Source organism: Pseudomonas sp. SJZ077, assembly GCF_007993905.1.
Taxonomy (GTDB): Bacteria; Pseudomonadota; Gammaproteobacteria; order Pseudomonadales; family Pseudomonadaceae; genus Aquipseudomonas; species Aquipseudomonas mandelii.
In genome coordinates this window covers 106,556-121,062 of sequence record NZ_VIUJ01000008.1, presented here as the reverse complement: position 1 = coordinate 121,062, position 14,507 = coordinate 106,556, and the positions used below count along the sequence as shown (strand labels likewise).

Sequence of the window (14,507 nt, the reverse complement as noted above, 5' to 3'; positions counted from 1 at the left end):
AGAATTCTGGCAACCCTGCCAATTGGGTGAGTGCTGCGCACTCAAGCGGGAGCAAGCTCCCTCGCCACAGTTAACTCAACAACCTAAACCGTCGCTTCCACCATTCGCTTTTCAGGTTGCTGCCACGATTCGCTCGCGGTCTGGTCCATCGCTTCCTGGATCGCACGTTTGCGGGTGGCTTCGGCACGGCGGCTGAAGTACCAGACCATGAAGGTCACGATCGAAACGGCCAACAGAATCAAACTCGCCACGGCGTTGATCTCAGGCTTCACCCCCAGACGCACCGCCGAGAACACTTCCATCGGCAAGGTCGTCGAACCCGGCCCCGAGACGAAACTCGCCAACACCAGGTCATCCAGCGACAGGGCAAACGACATCATGCCGCCGGCCGCCAGTGACGGCGCGATCATCGGAATGGTGATCAGGAAAAACACCTTGAACGGCTTCGCCCCAAGGTCCATCGCCGCTTCTTCGATGGACAAATCCAACTCACGCAAACGCGCCGAGACCACCACCGCGACGTACGCCGCACAGAACGTGGTGTGGGCGATCCAGATGGTGACGATGCCACGCTCCATCGGCCAGCCGATCAACTGCGCCATCGCCACGAACAGCAGCAACAGCGACAGGCCGGTGATGACTTCCGGCATCACCAGCGGCGCGGTCACCAAACCGCCAAACAAGGTGCGACCCTTGAAGCGCGTCACGCGAGTCAGCACGAATGCCGCCAACGTCCCCAGCGCCACCGCCGCAATCGCCGTGTAGCAGGCGATTTCCAGCGAGCGCACCACCGAGCCCATCAGTTGCGTGTTGTCGAGCAGACCGGCGTACCACTTGAACGACCAGCCGCCCCAGACCGTCACCAGTTTGGAAGCGTTGAACGAGTAGATCACCAGAATCAACATCGGCAAGTAGATAAACGACAGGCCGAAAATCAGCATGAACTTTGAAAATCCGAAGCGTTTCATCCCCGTGCCTCCATCTCTTTGGCCTGGCTGCGGTTGAACAGCAGAATCGGCACAATCAGGATCAACAGCATCACCACCGCCAGGGCAGACGCCACCGGCCAGTCGCGGTTATTGAAGAACTCTTGCCACAGCACGCGACCGATCATCAGCGTCTCAGGGCCGCCCAGCAGCTCCGGAATCACGAACTCACCGACCACCGGAATGAACACCAGCATGCAACCGGCAATGATCCCGTTCTTGGCCAGCGGCACGGTGATTTTCCAGAAGTTGTTGAAGTTGCTCGAACCCAGATCCGACGCCGCCTCCAGCAAGCTTTGATCGTGCTTGACCAGGTTGGCGTACAGCGGCAGCACCATGAACGGCAAGTAGGCGTAAACCACACCGATATACACGGCCGTGTTGGTGTTGAGGATCTCGATCGGGTGATCGGTCAGCCCGGTCCACATCAAAAACCCGTTGAGCAAACCGTTGTTGCTCAGGATGCCCATCCACGCATACACGCGGATCAGGATCGCGGTCCAGGTCGGCATCATGATCAGCAGCAGCAAAACGTTTTGCGTTTCCTTGCTGGCCTTGGTGATCGCGTAGGCCATCGGAAAACCGATCACCAGGCACATCAATGTGCTTAAAAACGCGACCTTCAACGAGCCGAAGTAGGCCGAGATGTACAGCTCATCCTGAGTCAGCAGCGAGTAGTTGCCGAGGTTCAGCAGCAGCTGGAATTTCTGCTCGGCGAAGGTGTAGATCTCGGAGTAAGGAGGAATGGCCAGGGCCGCTTCCGAGAAGCTGATCTTCATCACCAGGAAGAACGGCAACAGGAAAAACAGGCACAGCCACAGGAAAGGAATCCCGATGACGAGCTTTCGACCACTCGGCATCAGCCGCATGAACCGCTGATTGAGTGTTTTCATGAGCGCAGTACCACGCCGCTGTCGTCTTCCCACCACACGTAGACTTTGTCGTCCCAGGTCGGTCGCGCGCCACGGCGTTCGGCGTTGGCCATGAACGATTGCACGACTTTGCCGCCAGGCAATTCCACGTAAAACACCGAGTGACCGCCGAGGTAGGCGATGTCATGCACCTTGCCTTCGGACCAGTTGTAGCGAGTGTCCGGCTTGAGGGTACTGACCAACATTTTTTCCGGGCGGATCGCGTAGGTGATCGACTTGTCCTGCACCGAGGTGCTGACGCCGTGACCGACGTAAATCTTCTGTTCCAGGTCCGGGCTATGAATGATCGCGTGACCTTCAAGGTCTTCCACCACCGTGCCTTCGAAGGCGTTCACGTTGCCGATGAACTCGCAGACCATGCGGCTGACCGGTGCTTCATAAATGTCGACCGGACTGCCGATCTGCGCGATCCAGCCCAGGTGCATGATCGCGATGCGCTCAGCCATGGTCATGGCCTCTTCCTGGTCATGAGTCACCATCACGCAGGTCACGCCGACCCGTTCGATGATTTCTACCAGCTCCAGTTGCATCTGCGAACGCAGCTTCTTGTCCAGGGCGCCCATCGGTTCGTCGAGCAGCAACAGCTTCGGACGCTTGGCCAGGGAGCGGGCGAGGGCCACGCGCTGACGCTGACCGCCGGACAATTGATGGGGTTTGCGTTTGGCGTACTGGGTCATGTGCACCAGGCGCAGCATCTCTTCAACGCGGGCGTCGATTTCGCTGGCGGGCAAACGGTCCTGCTTGAGGCCGAAGGCAATGTTCTGCGCCACTGTCATGTGCGGGAACAAGGCGTATGACTGGAACATCATGTTGATCGGCCGTTCATACGGCGGCATGTCGGTGATGTCGACACCGTCGAGCAGAATCCGTCCCTCGGTCGGGCGCTCGAAGCCTGCGAGCATGCGCAGCAGGGTCGATTTGCCGGAGCCGGAACCACCGAGCAGGGCGAAGATTTCACCTTGATGGATCTCAAGCGAGACATCATCCACCGCGGTGGTTTCGTCGAATTTCTTGGTGACGCGGTCGACTTTCACCAGCACCTTTTTCGGTGCCTGGTGACCCTCAAGAGCCTTCCTGTAGATGCTGGAGGCGTTTGCCATGTGAAACTCCCAACAGGTTTCAGTCGTCGGGCCAACGCGGCCTGACTTAAGAGTGGATTGCTAGCCCGGACAGGTTCAGTCGGAGCACGAACCCTGTAGGAGCGAGGCTTGCCCGCGAAGGCGGTGTATCAGGTATCGATGATGTCGTCTGACACTCCGCCTTCGCGGGCAAGCCTCGCTCCTACAAGAGGTTGCGCTCGCCTGATCCGCATCGATCGGGCTTGTTCGGCGCCGCCGTCCTGGCTGCCTGGTAGTACTTGTTGTTATCGCAGTGTGTTGTTGTCGCAAGTCACGGACGCGCAAAGACACGCCCGCCTGACTCGCGGGGGCAGTAAAGGGTTGTTTTAAGTCAGCGGGTTTTACGCAACGCGGCCCGTCGCCGGCACGCATCACCGAACGCCTGGAAAATGCTCAAGTAGGGCGGGTTCGACAGGACCTGCCATTCCGGGTGCCATTGCACACCGACGGCAAACGCCTGGCTGTGTTCCACCGAAATGGCTTCGATCAAACCGTCCGGCGCAACCGCTTCGGCGCGCAGGCCTGGCGCCAATCGATCAATACCCTGACTGTGAATCGAATTGACCCTGAACTCGGCGGGCAACTCCATCGCTTCGAACACGCCACCCGGTTGCACCGTCACGGTATGCGCCGGGGCGTATTGCACCGCCAGCTCGGGACTGTCCGCTTCCCGGTGATCGAGCATGCCGGGCAGTTCATGCACCTTCTGGTGCAGGCTGCCGCCGAACGCCACGTTCATTTCCTGAAAGCCTCGGCAGATGCCGAGCACCGGCACGCCCGCCGCAATGGCTGCACGCAATAAAGGAAGGGTGGTGGCGTCCCGCGCCGGATCGTGATCCGTGCCGGGGGCACTGTCCGGGCCTTGATAGTGGAAGGGTTCCACATTCGAGGGCGAGCCGGTCAGCAGCAGACCGTCGAGCTGCGCGAGCAGATCGTCGATATCGGTCAATTCGCCTAGGGAAGGAATAACGACGGGCAGCCCCAAAGCCGCAACGCTGACAGCACGCAAGTACTTGTCGCCGCTGATGTGGTAGGGGTGCAGGCCAATCTGTTTGACGCACGCTGTAACGCCGATCAATGGCTTGAATGCCATTTTTATCACCTCGAAGTTTCACACTTGAACGAGCTTTTCCGGAGCTTAGCCTTGTTGATTTTAATTAACAACTCTCATGTAAAAAATTCTAAACGCCGATCGTCCGATCCTCAGGGTTTACGCGGTGCTCAAGACCGTTATGGCACTCTCGTCCCCCAAAAAGGCCCGAAAATAAAGGTGGAGAGGCCAAGTGTTCGCTATTGACTTCACTTTGCCGTTCGGGTTGACTGGGCTCGCAACAAGGTAGTGAACATAATAATTAACAGCTAATAGGTGCATCATGTCGGTCCCTCTGCGTACCGTTCAACTCAACGAAGCAAACGCATTCCTTAAGAAATATCCTGAGGTTTTGTACGTCGACCTTCTGATTGCGGATATGAACGGTGTGGTGCGCGGCAAGCGCATCGAACGCACCAGTCTTCATAAGGTTTACGAAAAAGGCATTAACCTGCCGGCGTCTCTGTTTGCTCTGGACATCAATGGTTCTACGGTGGAAAGCACCGGCCTGGGTCTGGACATCGGCGACTCGGATCGAATCTGCTATCCCATCCCTGGCACTCTGAGCATCGAGCCGTGGCAGAAACGTCCAACCGCGCAGTTGCTGATGACCATGCACGAACTGGAAGGCGAGGCGTTCTTCGCTGACCCGCGTGAAGTGCTGGCCAATGTGGTGCGCAAGTTCGACGACATGGGCCTGACCATCTGCGCGGCGTTCGAGCTTGAGTTCTACCTGATCGACCAGGACAACGTGAACGGTCGTCCGCAATCGCCACGTTCGCCGGTCTCGGGCAAGCGTCCGGTGTCGACCCAGGTGTATTTGATCGACGACCTGGATGAATACGTCGACTGCCTGCAAGACATCCTTGAAGGCGCGAAAGAGCAGGGCATTCCTGCCGACGCCATCGTCAAGGAAAGCGCCCCGGCGCAGTTCGAAGTGAACCTGCATCACGTCAACGACCCTATAAAGGCCTGCGACTACGCGGTGTTGCTCAAGCGTCTGGTGAAGAACATCGCCTACGACCACGAGATGGACACCACGTTTATGGCCAAGCCGTATCCGGGCCAGGCGGGCAACGGTTTGCACGTGCACATTTCGATTCTCGACAAAGAAGGCAACAACATCTTTGCCAGCGAGGATCCCGAGCAGAACGCCGCGCTGCGACACGCGATCGGCGGTGTGCTCGAGACCCTGCCGGCGCAGATGGCCTTCCTGTGCCCGAACGTCAACTCATACCGCCGTTTCGGCGCGCAGTTCTACGTACCGAACTCGCCGAGCTGGGGCATCGACAACCGTACCGTTGCCGTGCGTGTGCCGACCGGTTCCGCCGATTCGGTGCGCATCGAACACCGCGTGGCGGGTGCCGATGCCAACCCGTATCTGTTGATGGCGTCGGTGCTGGCCGGTATTCACCACGGCCTGACCAACCAGATCGAGCCGGGCGCCCCGGTGGAAGGCAACAGCTACGAGCAAAACGAGCAGAGCCTGCCGAACAACCTGCGCGATGCATTGCGCGAGCTGGACGACAGCGAAGTCATGGCCCGTTACATCGACCCGCTGTACATCGACGTGTTCGTGGCGTGCAAGGAAAGCGAGCTGGCCGAGTTCGAGAACTCCATCTCCGACCTTGAGTACAACTGGTATCTGCATACCGTTTGATGGGTTGAGCGGTGGGGCAATTACTTTCGATATTGAATGTGAGGGCCTCTTCGCGGGCAAGCCTCGCTCCTACAGGGAGAAGTGCCTGGCGCAGAAGCCGTGCACGCTGCAATACCTGTAGGAGCGAGGCTTGCCCGCGAAGACGGCCGCGCAGTCAGCGATGCAATTCGCCTGATACACCACCTTCCAACGACTTCTTATTCCTCTGCGTCGAGTCACAACCATGACAAACACTCGCAGCGACTGGGAACAACGCTTCCAGTCCCTCACTATCGAAGGCCGCGCATTCATCGACGGCCAATACCGCCCGGCACTCAGCGGCGACACCTTTGAATGCATGAGCCCGGTCGACGGTCGCTTCCTCACCAACGTTGCCAGCACCGACGAAGCCGATGCCAACGAAGCCGTGGCCGTCGCGCGCCGCACCTTCGAATCCGGTATCTGGGCCAACCTTGCCCCGGCCGAGCGCAAGCGCATCCTGATCCGCTTCGCCGATCTGATCCTGGCCAACCAGGAAGAACTCGCCCTGCTCGAAACCCTCGACATGGGCAAGCCGATCAACGATTCCATGAACATCGACATCCCGGCGACCGCCAACGCGATCCGCTGGAGCGCCGAAGCTATCGACAAAATCTACGACGAAGTCGCCGCCACGCCGCATGATCAACTGGGCCTCATCACCCGCGAGCCAGCGGGCGTGGTCGCCGCCATCGTGCCGTGGAACTTCCCGTTGATCATGGCCAGCTGGAAGTTCGCCCCGGCGCTCGCGGCCGGCAACTCGTTCATCCTCAAGCCTTCGGAAAAGTCGCCACTGACCGCCATCCGCATCGCCCAGTTGGCAGTGGACGCTGGCATCCCCAAAGGCGTGTTCAACGTCCTGCCGGGTTACGGTCATACCGTCGGCAAGGCGCTGGCGTTGCACATGGACGTCGACGTGCTGGCCTTCACCGGCTCGACCGCGATTGCCAAGCAACTGCTGATCTATTCCGGGCAAAGCAACATGAAACGCGTCTGGCTCGAAGCCGGGGGGAAGAGCCCGAACGTGGTGTTCGCCGACGCGCCGGATTTGCGCGCGGCAGCACAAGCGGCGGCCGGTGCGATTGCCTTCAACCAGGGCGAAGTCTGCACCGCCGGCTCGCGCTTGCTGGTGGAACGTTCGATTCGCGAGCAGTTCATTCCGCTGCTGGTGGAAGCGCTGCAAGCCTGGAAACCGGGGCACGCACTCGATCCGGAAACCACCGTCGGTGCGGTTGTCGATCAGCGTCAACTGGACAACGTGTTGCGCTACATCCAGGTGGGCAAAGACCAGGGCGCGCAACTGATCGCGGGCGGCCGTCGCACCCTCGAAGCCACCGGTGGCCTGTACGTGGAGCCGGCGATTTTCGACGGCGTGACCAACGCCATGACCATCGCCCGGGAAGAAATCTTCGGCCCGGTGCTGTCGCTGATCACCTTCGACACCGAGGAAGAAGCGCTGGCCATCGCCAACGACAGCATCTTCGGCCTGGCCGCCGGCGTGTGGACCAGCAACCTCAGCAAGGCCCACACCTTCGCCCGTGGCTTGCGCGCCGGCAGTGTCTGGGTCAACCAGTACGACGGCGGCGACATGACCGCGCCGTTCGGCGGGTACAAGCAGTCGGGTAACGGTCGGGACAAATCGCTGCACGCGTTCGACAAATACACCGAACTCAAAGCGACCTGGATCAAGCTCTAATACTTCTACAACGGCGGCCGCCGGCTTGTGTCGGCGACCATCGGAGAAACCTATGAAACAGACTCATGTAAATAGCTACTACGCTGCAACCCGCAACTTCACCGGCGACTTCCCCGTCCTGGAACAAGCCGTGGACTGCGACGTCTGCATCATTGGCGCCGGCTACACCGGTCTGTCCTCGGCCCTGTTCCTCTGCGAAGCGGGCTACAACGTGACCGTGCTCGAAGCCGCCAAAGTCGGTTTTGGCGCCAGCGGTCGCAATGGCGGCCAACTGGTCAACTCCTACAGCCGCGACGTCGATGTCATCGAAGAACGCTACGGCGACAAAACCGCCGAAGTCCTCGGCAGCATGATCTTCGAAGGTGCCGACATCATTCGTCAGCGCATACAGCACTACGACATCCAGTGCGACTACAAGCCGGGCGGCATCTTCGCTGCGCTGAACAAAAAGCAGCTCAAAGGCCTGGCCGAGCAGAAAAGCAGCTGGGAGCGTTACGGCAACAAAAACCTGACCATGCTCGACGCGACGGACATCAAGCGCGAAGTCGGTTGCGACAACTACGTCGGCGGCCTGCTCGACATGCAGGGCGGTCACATCCACCCGCTGAACCTGGCCCTCGGCGAAGCCTCGGCCATCATCGGCCTGGGCGGCAAAATCTACGAGCAATCGGCAGCGGTGGAAATCACCTACGGCGAACCGATCACCGTGCGCACCGCCAAAGGCGTCGTGCGCACCAAGTACCTGCTGATCGCGGGCAATGCCTACCTGCCACAAGACCTCGATAACCGCGTCACGCGCAAAAGCATGCCGTGCGGTTCGCAAATCGTCGTCACTGAACCGTTGTCGGAAAAGGTTGCGCGCAGCCTGATCAAAAACAACTACTGCGTCGAAGACTGCAATTACTTGCTGGACTACTACCGCCTCACCGCCGACAACCGCCTGCTGTACGGTGGCGGCGTGGTCTACGGTGCCCGCGAACCGGACGACATCGAGCAACTGATCAAGCCGAAAATCCTCAAGACCTTCCCACAGCTGAAGGACGTGAAGATCGACTACCGCTGGACCGGCAACTTCCTGCTGACCATGTCCCGCATGCCGCAATTCGGCCGCATCGAGAAAAACGCCTACTACATGCAAGGCTACAGCGGCCACGGCGTCACCTGCTCGCACCTGGCCGGCAAACTGATCTCGGAAATGATCCGCGGCGACGCCGAACGCTTCGACGCGTTCGCCTCGCTCCCGCATATGCCGATGCTCGGCGGTCGCACCTTCCAGGCGCCACTCACTGCCATGGGCGCCGCGTATTACGCGCTGCGTGATCGGTTCGGGATCTAAGTCCAACGCAATCCCTGTAGGGGCCAAGCCTGCTGGCGAAGACGGCGGCACAGTCAACATCGACGTCGCCAGACACACCGCCATCGCGAGCAGGCTCACTCCTACAGGAGATCTGTGGCGTGCACAAAATGTGGATACGCCCAACGCAATCCCTGTAGGAGCCAAGCTTGCTGGCGAAGACGGCGGTACAGTCAACATCGACGTCGCCAGACACACCGCCATCGCGAGCAGGCTCACTCCTACAGGAGATCTGTGGCGTGCACAAAATGTGGATACGCCCGGCCCAAACTGTAGGCGTGAGCTTGCTGGCGAAGACGGCGGCACAGTCAACATCGACGTCGCCAGACACACCGTCATCGCGAGCAGGCTCACTCCTACAGGAGATCTGTGGCGTGCACAAAATGTGGATACGCCCCGGCCAAAACTGTAGGAGTGAGCCTGCTCGCGATGGCGCCAGATCAGCCACCATCACCGCCACCTGACACCCCCCGAACCCACATCGCCAAACGGTCTGACATGAGCACCCTCAGCTTTTTCACTAACCAGTTATCGAACCTGCTGAGCAACACCACCAAACGTGATTTAATACCCGCCTTTCACATTTACGGGACAGGGAAGCGGTACTTTCGCGGCCAAAAGTCGCCCGCCATCCACCCCCATAACCCTTAAGTATTTCTCGCATAAGGCTGTCATGGACACGGGCTCACGACTCAAATTAGTACGCGAAAGCTACAAACTGTCCCAGCGCGAGCTGGCCCGGCGTAGCGGCGTCACCAATGCCACCATCTCCCTGATCGAACAGAATCGCGTCAGTCCCTCCGTCAGCTCCCTGAAAAAACTGCTCGAAGGCATTCCCATGTCCTTGGCGGATTTCTTTACTTTCGACCAGCCGCCACGTGAGCATCAATACGTGTTTCGCGCCAATGAACAGCCGGATCTTGGGCGTCATGGGTTGCGGCTGCTGTTGATTGGCGCTTCGGTGCCGAGTCGGCAGATGCGCCTTTTGCGCGAGCAATACGCGCCGGGCGCGAGTTCGGGGGAAGAGCCGATTGTGCATTCGGAAGGCGAGGAGTGCGGGCTGGTTACGCGGGGGACGGTTGAGTTGACGGTTGATGGTCAGATCAGCGTGCTCAACGCTGGCGACGGCTATTACTTCCCGACGACGTTGCCTCACAAGTTCCGCAATATTGGCCAGGATGAAGCGGAAATCATCAGCGCTAACACCCCGGCCAACTTCTGATATCAAAACGGACGCCATCCTTTAGCAGCTGCCGAAGGCTGCGTCCGCGGCCAACAGCCATGCCCAATGGACGCACCTGCTACAGGGTTTGATCAAAGCAAATGGACTTCATCTCATGACCACGCCCCGCATCCGAGCCCTCGCACTCTGCATCTTCCATCACGATGGCAGGATACTGGTCAACGAAGCACTCGACCCCGTTACTGGAAAGCCCTTCATGCGCCCAATCGGTGGCGGAATAGAGTTCGGCGAAACCAGCGCCCAAGCCGTAATACGTGAAGTCGACGAAGAACTCGGTTTATCCATTACCGATGTTCGCCTGCTCGGCACGCTCGAAAACATCTTCACCTATGCCGGCACGCCCGGGCACGAAATCGTGCAGGTCTACGATGCGAAATTCGTGGATGCCAGCGTCTATGAGCTGCTCCACTTGGATGCTCAAGAAAGCGATGGCGCTGCCTTTGTAGCGAAGTGGCTGGCGCTCGACAGTATTACTGGCGAAACGCCGTTGGTGCCTGCTGGGCTATACGAGTTGCTGAAGAAAGTCGTACTGCTGGACTGATGCTCGGTCATTAGCAATAGCGCTGTTTAACGTATTGATCGCCAAGGATGCGATCACCTTTCAAGGAGCGAAAATGACATTGACTGCCGAAGCGTTGGTCAGCATCGCGATGACCAATCCAGTAAACGCGGAAATCACCTTGCGCTTGCCTTCACTGGGTTTGAACCAATGCATGCTCACGGCGGGCTGCCTTTTTCAGGCCGTCTGGAATCATCAGTCGAAACAGTCGCCAGCGTGGGGGATCAAGGATTACGACGTTTTCTACTTCGATGAGGATTTGTCGTGGGAGGCTGAGAATGAGGTCATTAACTCGGCACAGCGCCTCTTTCAGGATCTCGGAGTTAGCGTAGAAATCAAGAACCAAGCCCGTGTCCATCTTTGGTACAGCCAGAGGTTTGGCGGGTCTTATCCTCGGCTTCAGTCGACCAGCGACGGCATTGATCGTTATCTGATCGCCGGTACGTGTATCGGGTTGGATATTGAAACAGGTGAGCTCTATGCACCCAACGGTCTGGCCGACACGGAACAGGGGATTCTTCGTATCAACCCCAAAACGCCCCAGCCGGATTTATTTGAACAGAAGGCGAAGAGTTATCAGGCACGCTGGCCTTGGCTCAGGATTCATGGGTACGGCTGACTTAATGCTACCAAGCAAAAAACGTTACTTGGAACGCGCGGTTATTACGAGCATTTTCGGTGGAATGTTCTAATTGATTTTAAATTGCATGAGGGGCGTGTAAATGACAGTGAGTATTTCAGAAGTTACCGCTTTATTGAGTCTTTTTGTTGCCTTTGTTGCATATCGAAATAGCGTAGTGTCGTCTCGAGATAACTCAAAAAAAATTGATAAAATTGCAAATGATTATATGGTGTTGACATCAAATATTGCGATTTCAGAGGCGAGTAAAAAATATATATCACTTCTTTCTGAAGTCAATAAAGAGTTCGAGTGCATAGTGGCGAAATTGGCACATCCTGCGCTTAGTGGGAGCGTCAATATAGGAGATGTTTTCGATGAGTTCGATGCGCAAAGGCATTCTCATCCGTACTTGAGACACGCATTAAACACAAGCGTGAGAGTAGTGCGCGAGGCCTATGACTACGAGCTGACGTACCAGACAGGTCTTAATCTCGTATCCAGGCTGAGGGCGTTGAAATTTATTAAGGGTGATGTTGTTTTATATGAGTCTGAGAAATCGAAAGCTTCGGTCTTTGCTTTTCTGAAAAAGAAATCCGTGCCACAGGGTCCCGAGGAAATAATTGCCGAGTCGTCAGTTTTTTGGGAATCGCTGGGATCTGTATACAATAGAATTCCAGAGGAAAAAGAGTCCGAGCTTTTCCGTAAAGTATTGCCATGCATTCAGGAGTATATAGCTCTGCACAGTGAGTACAGACCTCGCCTTAAGGTACTCGAAGAAAAGCTAGAGGATGCAATTAAAGAAAACTCACTAGAGATGTTTAATATTCGGGATGTTTCGGGTCTAGGGGAAAAATTCTATAGGGTAAAAGGGGATATCGGTCGGATGAGGGAGTTATATCTTCCGGATTTTTATAGGATTGAGGAGGTGCCTGTTTCTGAGGGTGTTTCATATTCTTTGTATGCTGCCAGTGTTCTGTTTATAGCTTCGCAGCATTTTATGTGGGGTAGTGTTTAGTATTGATCCTTCATGTAAAGGTTGGCGCAAGCAGGGCGATTTATCAGTCAATGATTTATTTTGTCGCCCTGTCAGGTGTAGGCCAGCAGTCGGCCACAGAGCACCACGCTGATCCATAACATAATCGAAAATATCGCCTGGATTCTTGCTATTCCTGGCGCCGCGGTGTCGGTGTTCCACCGGGCTACTGATCGAAAGACGCCCACATGAAAAAGAGCCGCGTTGAGGCCCGCAATACCGATCAAGCACAGCTTCAGAATAAAAACGCTGTTAGATGCGAAGTCGTGCGGATGGGCTGAAAACATCATCAGCCCCGCCGGGACGATCAACAGCAGGGCCGCGACTCCCCACCTCAGCAGGTGGCGGGCCAGTGCCGTCACCGGAAGATCTCTCGACAGCCCGAGAACCCGCAGATCGAACATGACGACCGAGCCGACAAGCACCACGAAGCCAATGATGTGAACCACCTCGACGATCGGATACAGCCATAACTCGCTTCGCATCGCCGACCCGAGTGGCGATTCACCCACATCGTCCAGCCAGCCGTCCAGACCCGATCCACCGCGGGTGCCAGTTGTCTGCATCAACGTAACTCAGTGGTTTTGTTGTCGACCGTGATGCGTTCTGCGCGCAGTTCATCGGGGTTGTTGCGATTCTGATAGCCCACCACCGTAGCCCGTTTTCCGACACTCAGCATTTCCCTGGAAAGCCCCCGGTTTTCCATGCGCGATGGCGGCGCAAGCACGACACTCCAGGTCTTGTCGTCGGTCTTCAGGCGAATGAACCCGTGCGGGTGGGAATAACCGGACTCCTCGATCGTTCCGTTCAACTGCAAGGGTTTGCTCGAGTCATACTCACTCCAGCCGTGATGAGCGAACACCGTCGATGCCACCAGTAACGTTGAGAATCCAAGAGCCCCAAGCAAGCGCTTCATGATGCAATCTCCTGTTACGGATCATTGATGACCGTCGACCTGTTCTGATCGGGAACAGGTCAATCCAGAGAGTCTTAAAAATAGTACAGATTCGTGACGAGGGGAGGCCGGGACGGCTTCGCCATCCAGCGGGAGCAAGCTCCCTCGCCACGGAGGGTGGTTTCTATATGGAAAAGGTGACTGGAAAAGGTGACAGATCTATTTAAACAAAGGACCTGTCACCTTTATCACGCGGCTGTCGCTGTGCCGTTCAGCTAAGGCGCCATGGATTTGCACTGATTGCGCAGACCGTCGTCCTTGATGTTCTGGCAACCTCCGGAGCCTTGCTGGGCCTTGCAGTAATTGCGCTGGTCATTGTCGCGAATGTTTCCACAGTCACTCGTACCTTCTGTTTGCGCTTTGCAGGCATTGCGCATGTCGTCGTTCTTGATGTTTTGGCAACCTCCCGAACCCTGCTTGGCTTTGCAATAGTTGCGCTGGTCATTGTCGCGAATGTTTCCACAATCACTCGTACCCTCCGTTTCCGCTTTGCAGGCGTTGCGCTGGTCGTCGTTCTTAATATTCTGACAACCGCCTCGGCCCTCACGCGCCTTGCAATAGTTACGCTGGTCATCGTTGCTGATGTTTTCGCAACTGGCGTAAACGTAGCTGCTGAACATCAGCATCACTGCGAGTATTAGTCTCATTGCACACTTCCTTGATTGCCCGGGAGCCGCATGGCGCGGAGTGGCCCAGGATGAATGGGGACTCGGATGAGCCGTGCTCTCAGTGATTCAAGGCATTACATTGGTTGCGCAGGTCGCTGTTTCTGATACCCGCACAGCTTCCGTTACCTGCTTTGGCATTACAGTAGTAGCGCTGGTCACTGTCATTGATGCCCGCACAACTGCCGTTGCCGGTCTCCGCATTACAAGCATTACGCAAATCTGAGTTATTGATCCCCGCACAGCTTCCGTTACCTGCTTTGGCATTACAGTAGTAACGCTGGTCACTGTCGCTGATGGCGGCACAACTGCCGCTGAAGTTGCCGCTGCCGTTGCCATTACCTCTGACGTTGACGTTGACGTTGACGCTGCCGTTGCCTCTGACGTTGCCGGTCTCCGCATAACAAGCAATGCGCAAACCTGAGTTCCGGATACCCGCACAGCTCCCGCCACCTGCTCTAGCATTACAGTAGTAGCGCTGGTCACTGTCACTGATGCTGGCACAACTGGCGTGGGCATACCCGCTAAGCATCAAAAGCGCTGCAATAATCAGTCTCATCACACACGTCCATGGTT

15 protein-coding genes are annotated in these 14,507 nt (G+C 57.0%); 7 read left to right on the top strand and 8 right to left on the bottom strand.

The genetic code is table 11. The annotated features are described in order from the left end of the window. Nucleotides 1-83 precede the first annotated feature (83 nt). The 4 genes from FBY01_RS14390 to FBY01_RS14375 all read right to left on the bottom strand — a co-directional run bounded on the left by FBY01_RS14390 (nucleotide 84) and on the right by FBY01_RS14375 (nucleotide 4,129). Entirely contained in the window at nucleotides 84-968 is an 885-nt protein-coding gene (locus tag FBY01_RS14390; protein WP_010455442.1) for an ABC transporter permease subunit, read from the bottom strand. After that, on the bottom strand, nucleotides 965-1,846 hold the full coding sequence (locus FBY01_RS14385; protein WP_162179703.1) for an ABC transporter permease subunit: 882 nt from the start codon (nucleotides 1,844-1,846) through the stop codon (nucleotides 965-967). Before FBY01_RS14385 ends, FBY01_RS14390 begins: the two co-directional genes overlap by 4 nt. A gap of 29 nt (nucleotides 1,847-1,875) precedes the next feature. Further along, nucleotides 1,876-3,018 carry a polyamine ABC transporter ATP-binding protein gene (potA, locus tag FBY01_RS14380; protein ID WP_077749122.1) on the bottom strand — a complete coding sequence of 381 codons (1,143 nt, stop codon included), beginning with the start codon at nucleotides 3,016-3,018 and terminating at the stop codon, nucleotides 1,876-1,878. A gap of 349 nt (nucleotides 3,019-3,367) precedes the next feature. After that, complete coding sequence (locus FBY01_RS14375) at nucleotides 3,368-4,129, bottom strand: gamma-glutamyl-gamma-aminobutyrate hydrolase family protein (protein WP_077749123.1); 762 nt, start codon at nucleotides 4,127-4,129, stop codon at nucleotides 3,368-3,370. A 280-nt stretch (nucleotides 4,130-4,409) separates the two neighbouring features. Between FBY01_RS14375 and FBY01_RS14370 the strand changes: the two genes are divergently transcribed. The 7 genes from FBY01_RS14370 to FBY01_RS14340 all read left to right on the top strand — a co-directional run bounded on the left by FBY01_RS14370 (nucleotide 4,410) and on the right by FBY01_RS14340 (nucleotide 12,293). Next, nucleotides 4,410-5,786: a glutamine synthetase family protein gene (locus FBY01_RS14370; RefSeq protein WP_010455434.1), complete on the top strand. Its 1,377-nt coding sequence runs from the start codon at nucleotides 4,410-4,412 to the stop codon at nucleotides 5,784-5,786. Between the two features lie 223 nt (nucleotides 5,787-6,009). Next, a complete protein-coding gene (locus tag FBY01_RS14365) occupies nucleotides 6,010-7,500 on the top strand; it encodes an aldehyde dehydrogenase (RefSeq protein WP_145308296.1) in 1,491 nt (496 codons plus the stop codon). Between the two features lie 52 nt (nucleotides 7,501-7,552). Then, complete coding sequence (locus FBY01_RS14360; RefSeq protein ID WP_145308298.1) at nucleotides 7,553-8,836, top strand: FAD-binding oxidoreductase; 1,284 nt, start codon at nucleotides 7,553-7,555, stop codon at nucleotides 8,834-8,836. Between the two features lie 691 nt (nucleotides 8,837-9,527). After that, nucleotides 9,528-10,076, top strand: coding sequence for a cupin domain-containing protein (locus tag FBY01_RS14355; protein WP_007946335.1), 549 nt, complete (start codon nucleotides 9,528-9,530; stop codon nucleotides 10,074-10,076). Nucleotides 10,077-10,191: 115 nt separating this feature from the next. Beyond that, complete coding sequence (locus FBY01_RS14350) at nucleotides 10,192-10,638, top strand: NUDIX hydrolase (protein ID WP_145308300.1); 447 nt, start codon at nucleotides 10,192-10,194, stop codon at nucleotides 10,636-10,638. A 73-nt stretch (nucleotides 10,639-10,711) separates the two neighbouring features. Beyond that, entirely contained in the window at nucleotides 10,712-11,275 is a 564-nt protein-coding gene (locus FBY01_RS14345) for a nucleotidyltransferase family protein (RefSeq protein WP_010455420.1), read from the top strand. A gap of 103 nt (nucleotides 11,276-11,378) precedes the next feature. Continuing rightward, entirely contained in the window at nucleotides 11,379-12,293 is a 915-nt protein-coding gene (locus tag FBY01_RS14340; protein ID WP_145308302.1) for a hypothetical protein, read from the top strand. A 71-nt stretch (nucleotides 12,294-12,364) separates the two neighbouring features. Here FBY01_RS14340 and FBY01_RS14335 read toward each other — a convergent pair whose 3' ends face one another. The 4 genes from FBY01_RS14335 to FBY01_RS14320 all read right to left on the bottom strand — a co-directional run bounded on the left by FBY01_RS14335 (nucleotide 12,365) and on the right by FBY01_RS14320 (nucleotide 14,490). Next, nucleotides 12,365-12,877 carry a DUF6644 family protein gene (locus FBY01_RS14335; RefSeq protein ID WP_145308304.1) on the bottom strand — a complete coding sequence of 171 codons (513 nt, stop codon included), beginning with the start codon at nucleotides 12,875-12,877 and terminating at the stop codon, nucleotides 12,365-12,367. After that, nucleotides 12,877-13,227, bottom strand: a complete 351-nt coding sequence (locus FBY01_RS14330) for a DUF6152 family protein (RefSeq protein ID WP_077749504.1) — start codon at nucleotides 13,225-13,227, stop codon at nucleotides 12,877-12,879. The genes FBY01_RS14335 and FBY01_RS14330 overlap by 1 nt, the downstream gene beginning before the upstream one ends. A gap of 254 nt (nucleotides 13,228-13,481) precedes the next feature. Next, nucleotides 13,482-13,913 carry a hypothetical protein gene (locus tag FBY01_RS14325; protein ID WP_042932767.1) on the bottom strand — a complete coding sequence of 144 codons (432 nt, stop codon included), beginning with the start codon at nucleotides 13,911-13,913 and terminating at the stop codon, nucleotides 13,482-13,484. Between the two features lie 79 nt (nucleotides 13,914-13,992). Then, nucleotides 13,993-14,490: a hypothetical protein gene (locus FBY01_RS14320; RefSeq protein WP_145308306.1), complete on the bottom strand. Its 498-nt coding sequence runs from the start codon at nucleotides 14,488-14,490 to the stop codon at nucleotides 13,993-13,995. Nucleotides 14,491-14,507: the final 17 nt, after the last annotated feature.

Excerpts from the sequence above, each read along its gene's own strand:
- FBY01_RS14390 (WP_010455442.1), bottom strand. The coding sequence starts at position 968 with ATGAAACGCTTCGGATTTTCAAAGTTCATGCTGATTTTCGGCCTGTCG.
- FBY01_RS14385 (WP_162179703.1), bottom strand. The coding sequence starts at position 1,846 with ATGCCGAGTGGTCGAAAGCTCGTCATCGGGATTCCTTTCCTGTGGCTG.
- potA (WP_077749122.1), bottom strand. The coding sequence starts at position 3,018 with ATGGCAAACGCCTCCAGCATCTACAGGAAGGCTCTTGAGGGTCACCAG.
- FBY01_RS14375 (WP_077749123.1), bottom strand. The coding sequence starts at position 4,129 with ATGGCATTCAAGCCATTGATCGGCGTTACAGCGTGCGTCAAACAGATT.
- FBY01_RS14370 (WP_010455434.1), top strand. The coding sequence starts at position 4,410 with ATGTCGGTCCCTCTGCGTACCGTTCAACTCAACGAAGCAAACGCATTC.
- FBY01_RS14365 (WP_145308296.1), top strand. The coding sequence starts at position 6,010 with ATGACAAACACTCGCAGCGACTGGGAACAACGCTTCCAGTCCCTCACT.
- FBY01_RS14360 (WP_145308298.1), top strand. The coding sequence starts at position 7,553 with ATGAAACAGACTCATGTAAATAGCTACTACGCTGCAACCCGCAACTTC.
- FBY01_RS14355 (WP_007946335.1), top strand. The coding sequence starts at position 9,528 with ATGGACACGGGCTCACGACTCAAATTAGTACGCGAAAGCTACAAACTG.
- FBY01_RS14350 (WP_145308300.1), top strand. The coding sequence starts at position 10,192 with ATGACCACGCCCCGCATCCGAGCCCTCGCACTCTGCATCTTCCATCAC.
- FBY01_RS14345 (WP_010455420.1), top strand. The coding sequence starts at position 10,712 with ATGACATTGACTGCCGAAGCGTTGGTCAGCATCGCGATGACCAATCCA.
- FBY01_RS14340 (WP_145308302.1), top strand. The coding sequence starts at position 11,379 with ATGACAGTGAGTATTTCAGAAGTTACCGCTTTATTGAGTCTTTTTGTT.
- FBY01_RS14335 (WP_145308304.1), bottom strand. The coding sequence starts at position 12,877 with ATGCAGACAACTGGCACCCGCGGTGGATCGGGTCTGGACGGCTGGCTG.
- FBY01_RS14330 (WP_077749504.1), bottom strand. The coding sequence starts at position 13,227 with ATGAAGCGCTTGCTTGGGGCTCTTGGATTCTCAACGTTACTGGTGGCA.
- FBY01_RS14325 (WP_042932767.1), bottom strand. The coding sequence starts at position 13,913 with ATGAGACTAATACTCGCAGTGATGCTGATGTTCAGCAGCTACGTTTAC.
- FBY01_RS14320 (WP_145308306.1), bottom strand. The coding sequence starts at position 14,490 with ATGAGACTGATTATTGCAGCGCTTTTGATGCTTAGCGGGTATGCCCAC.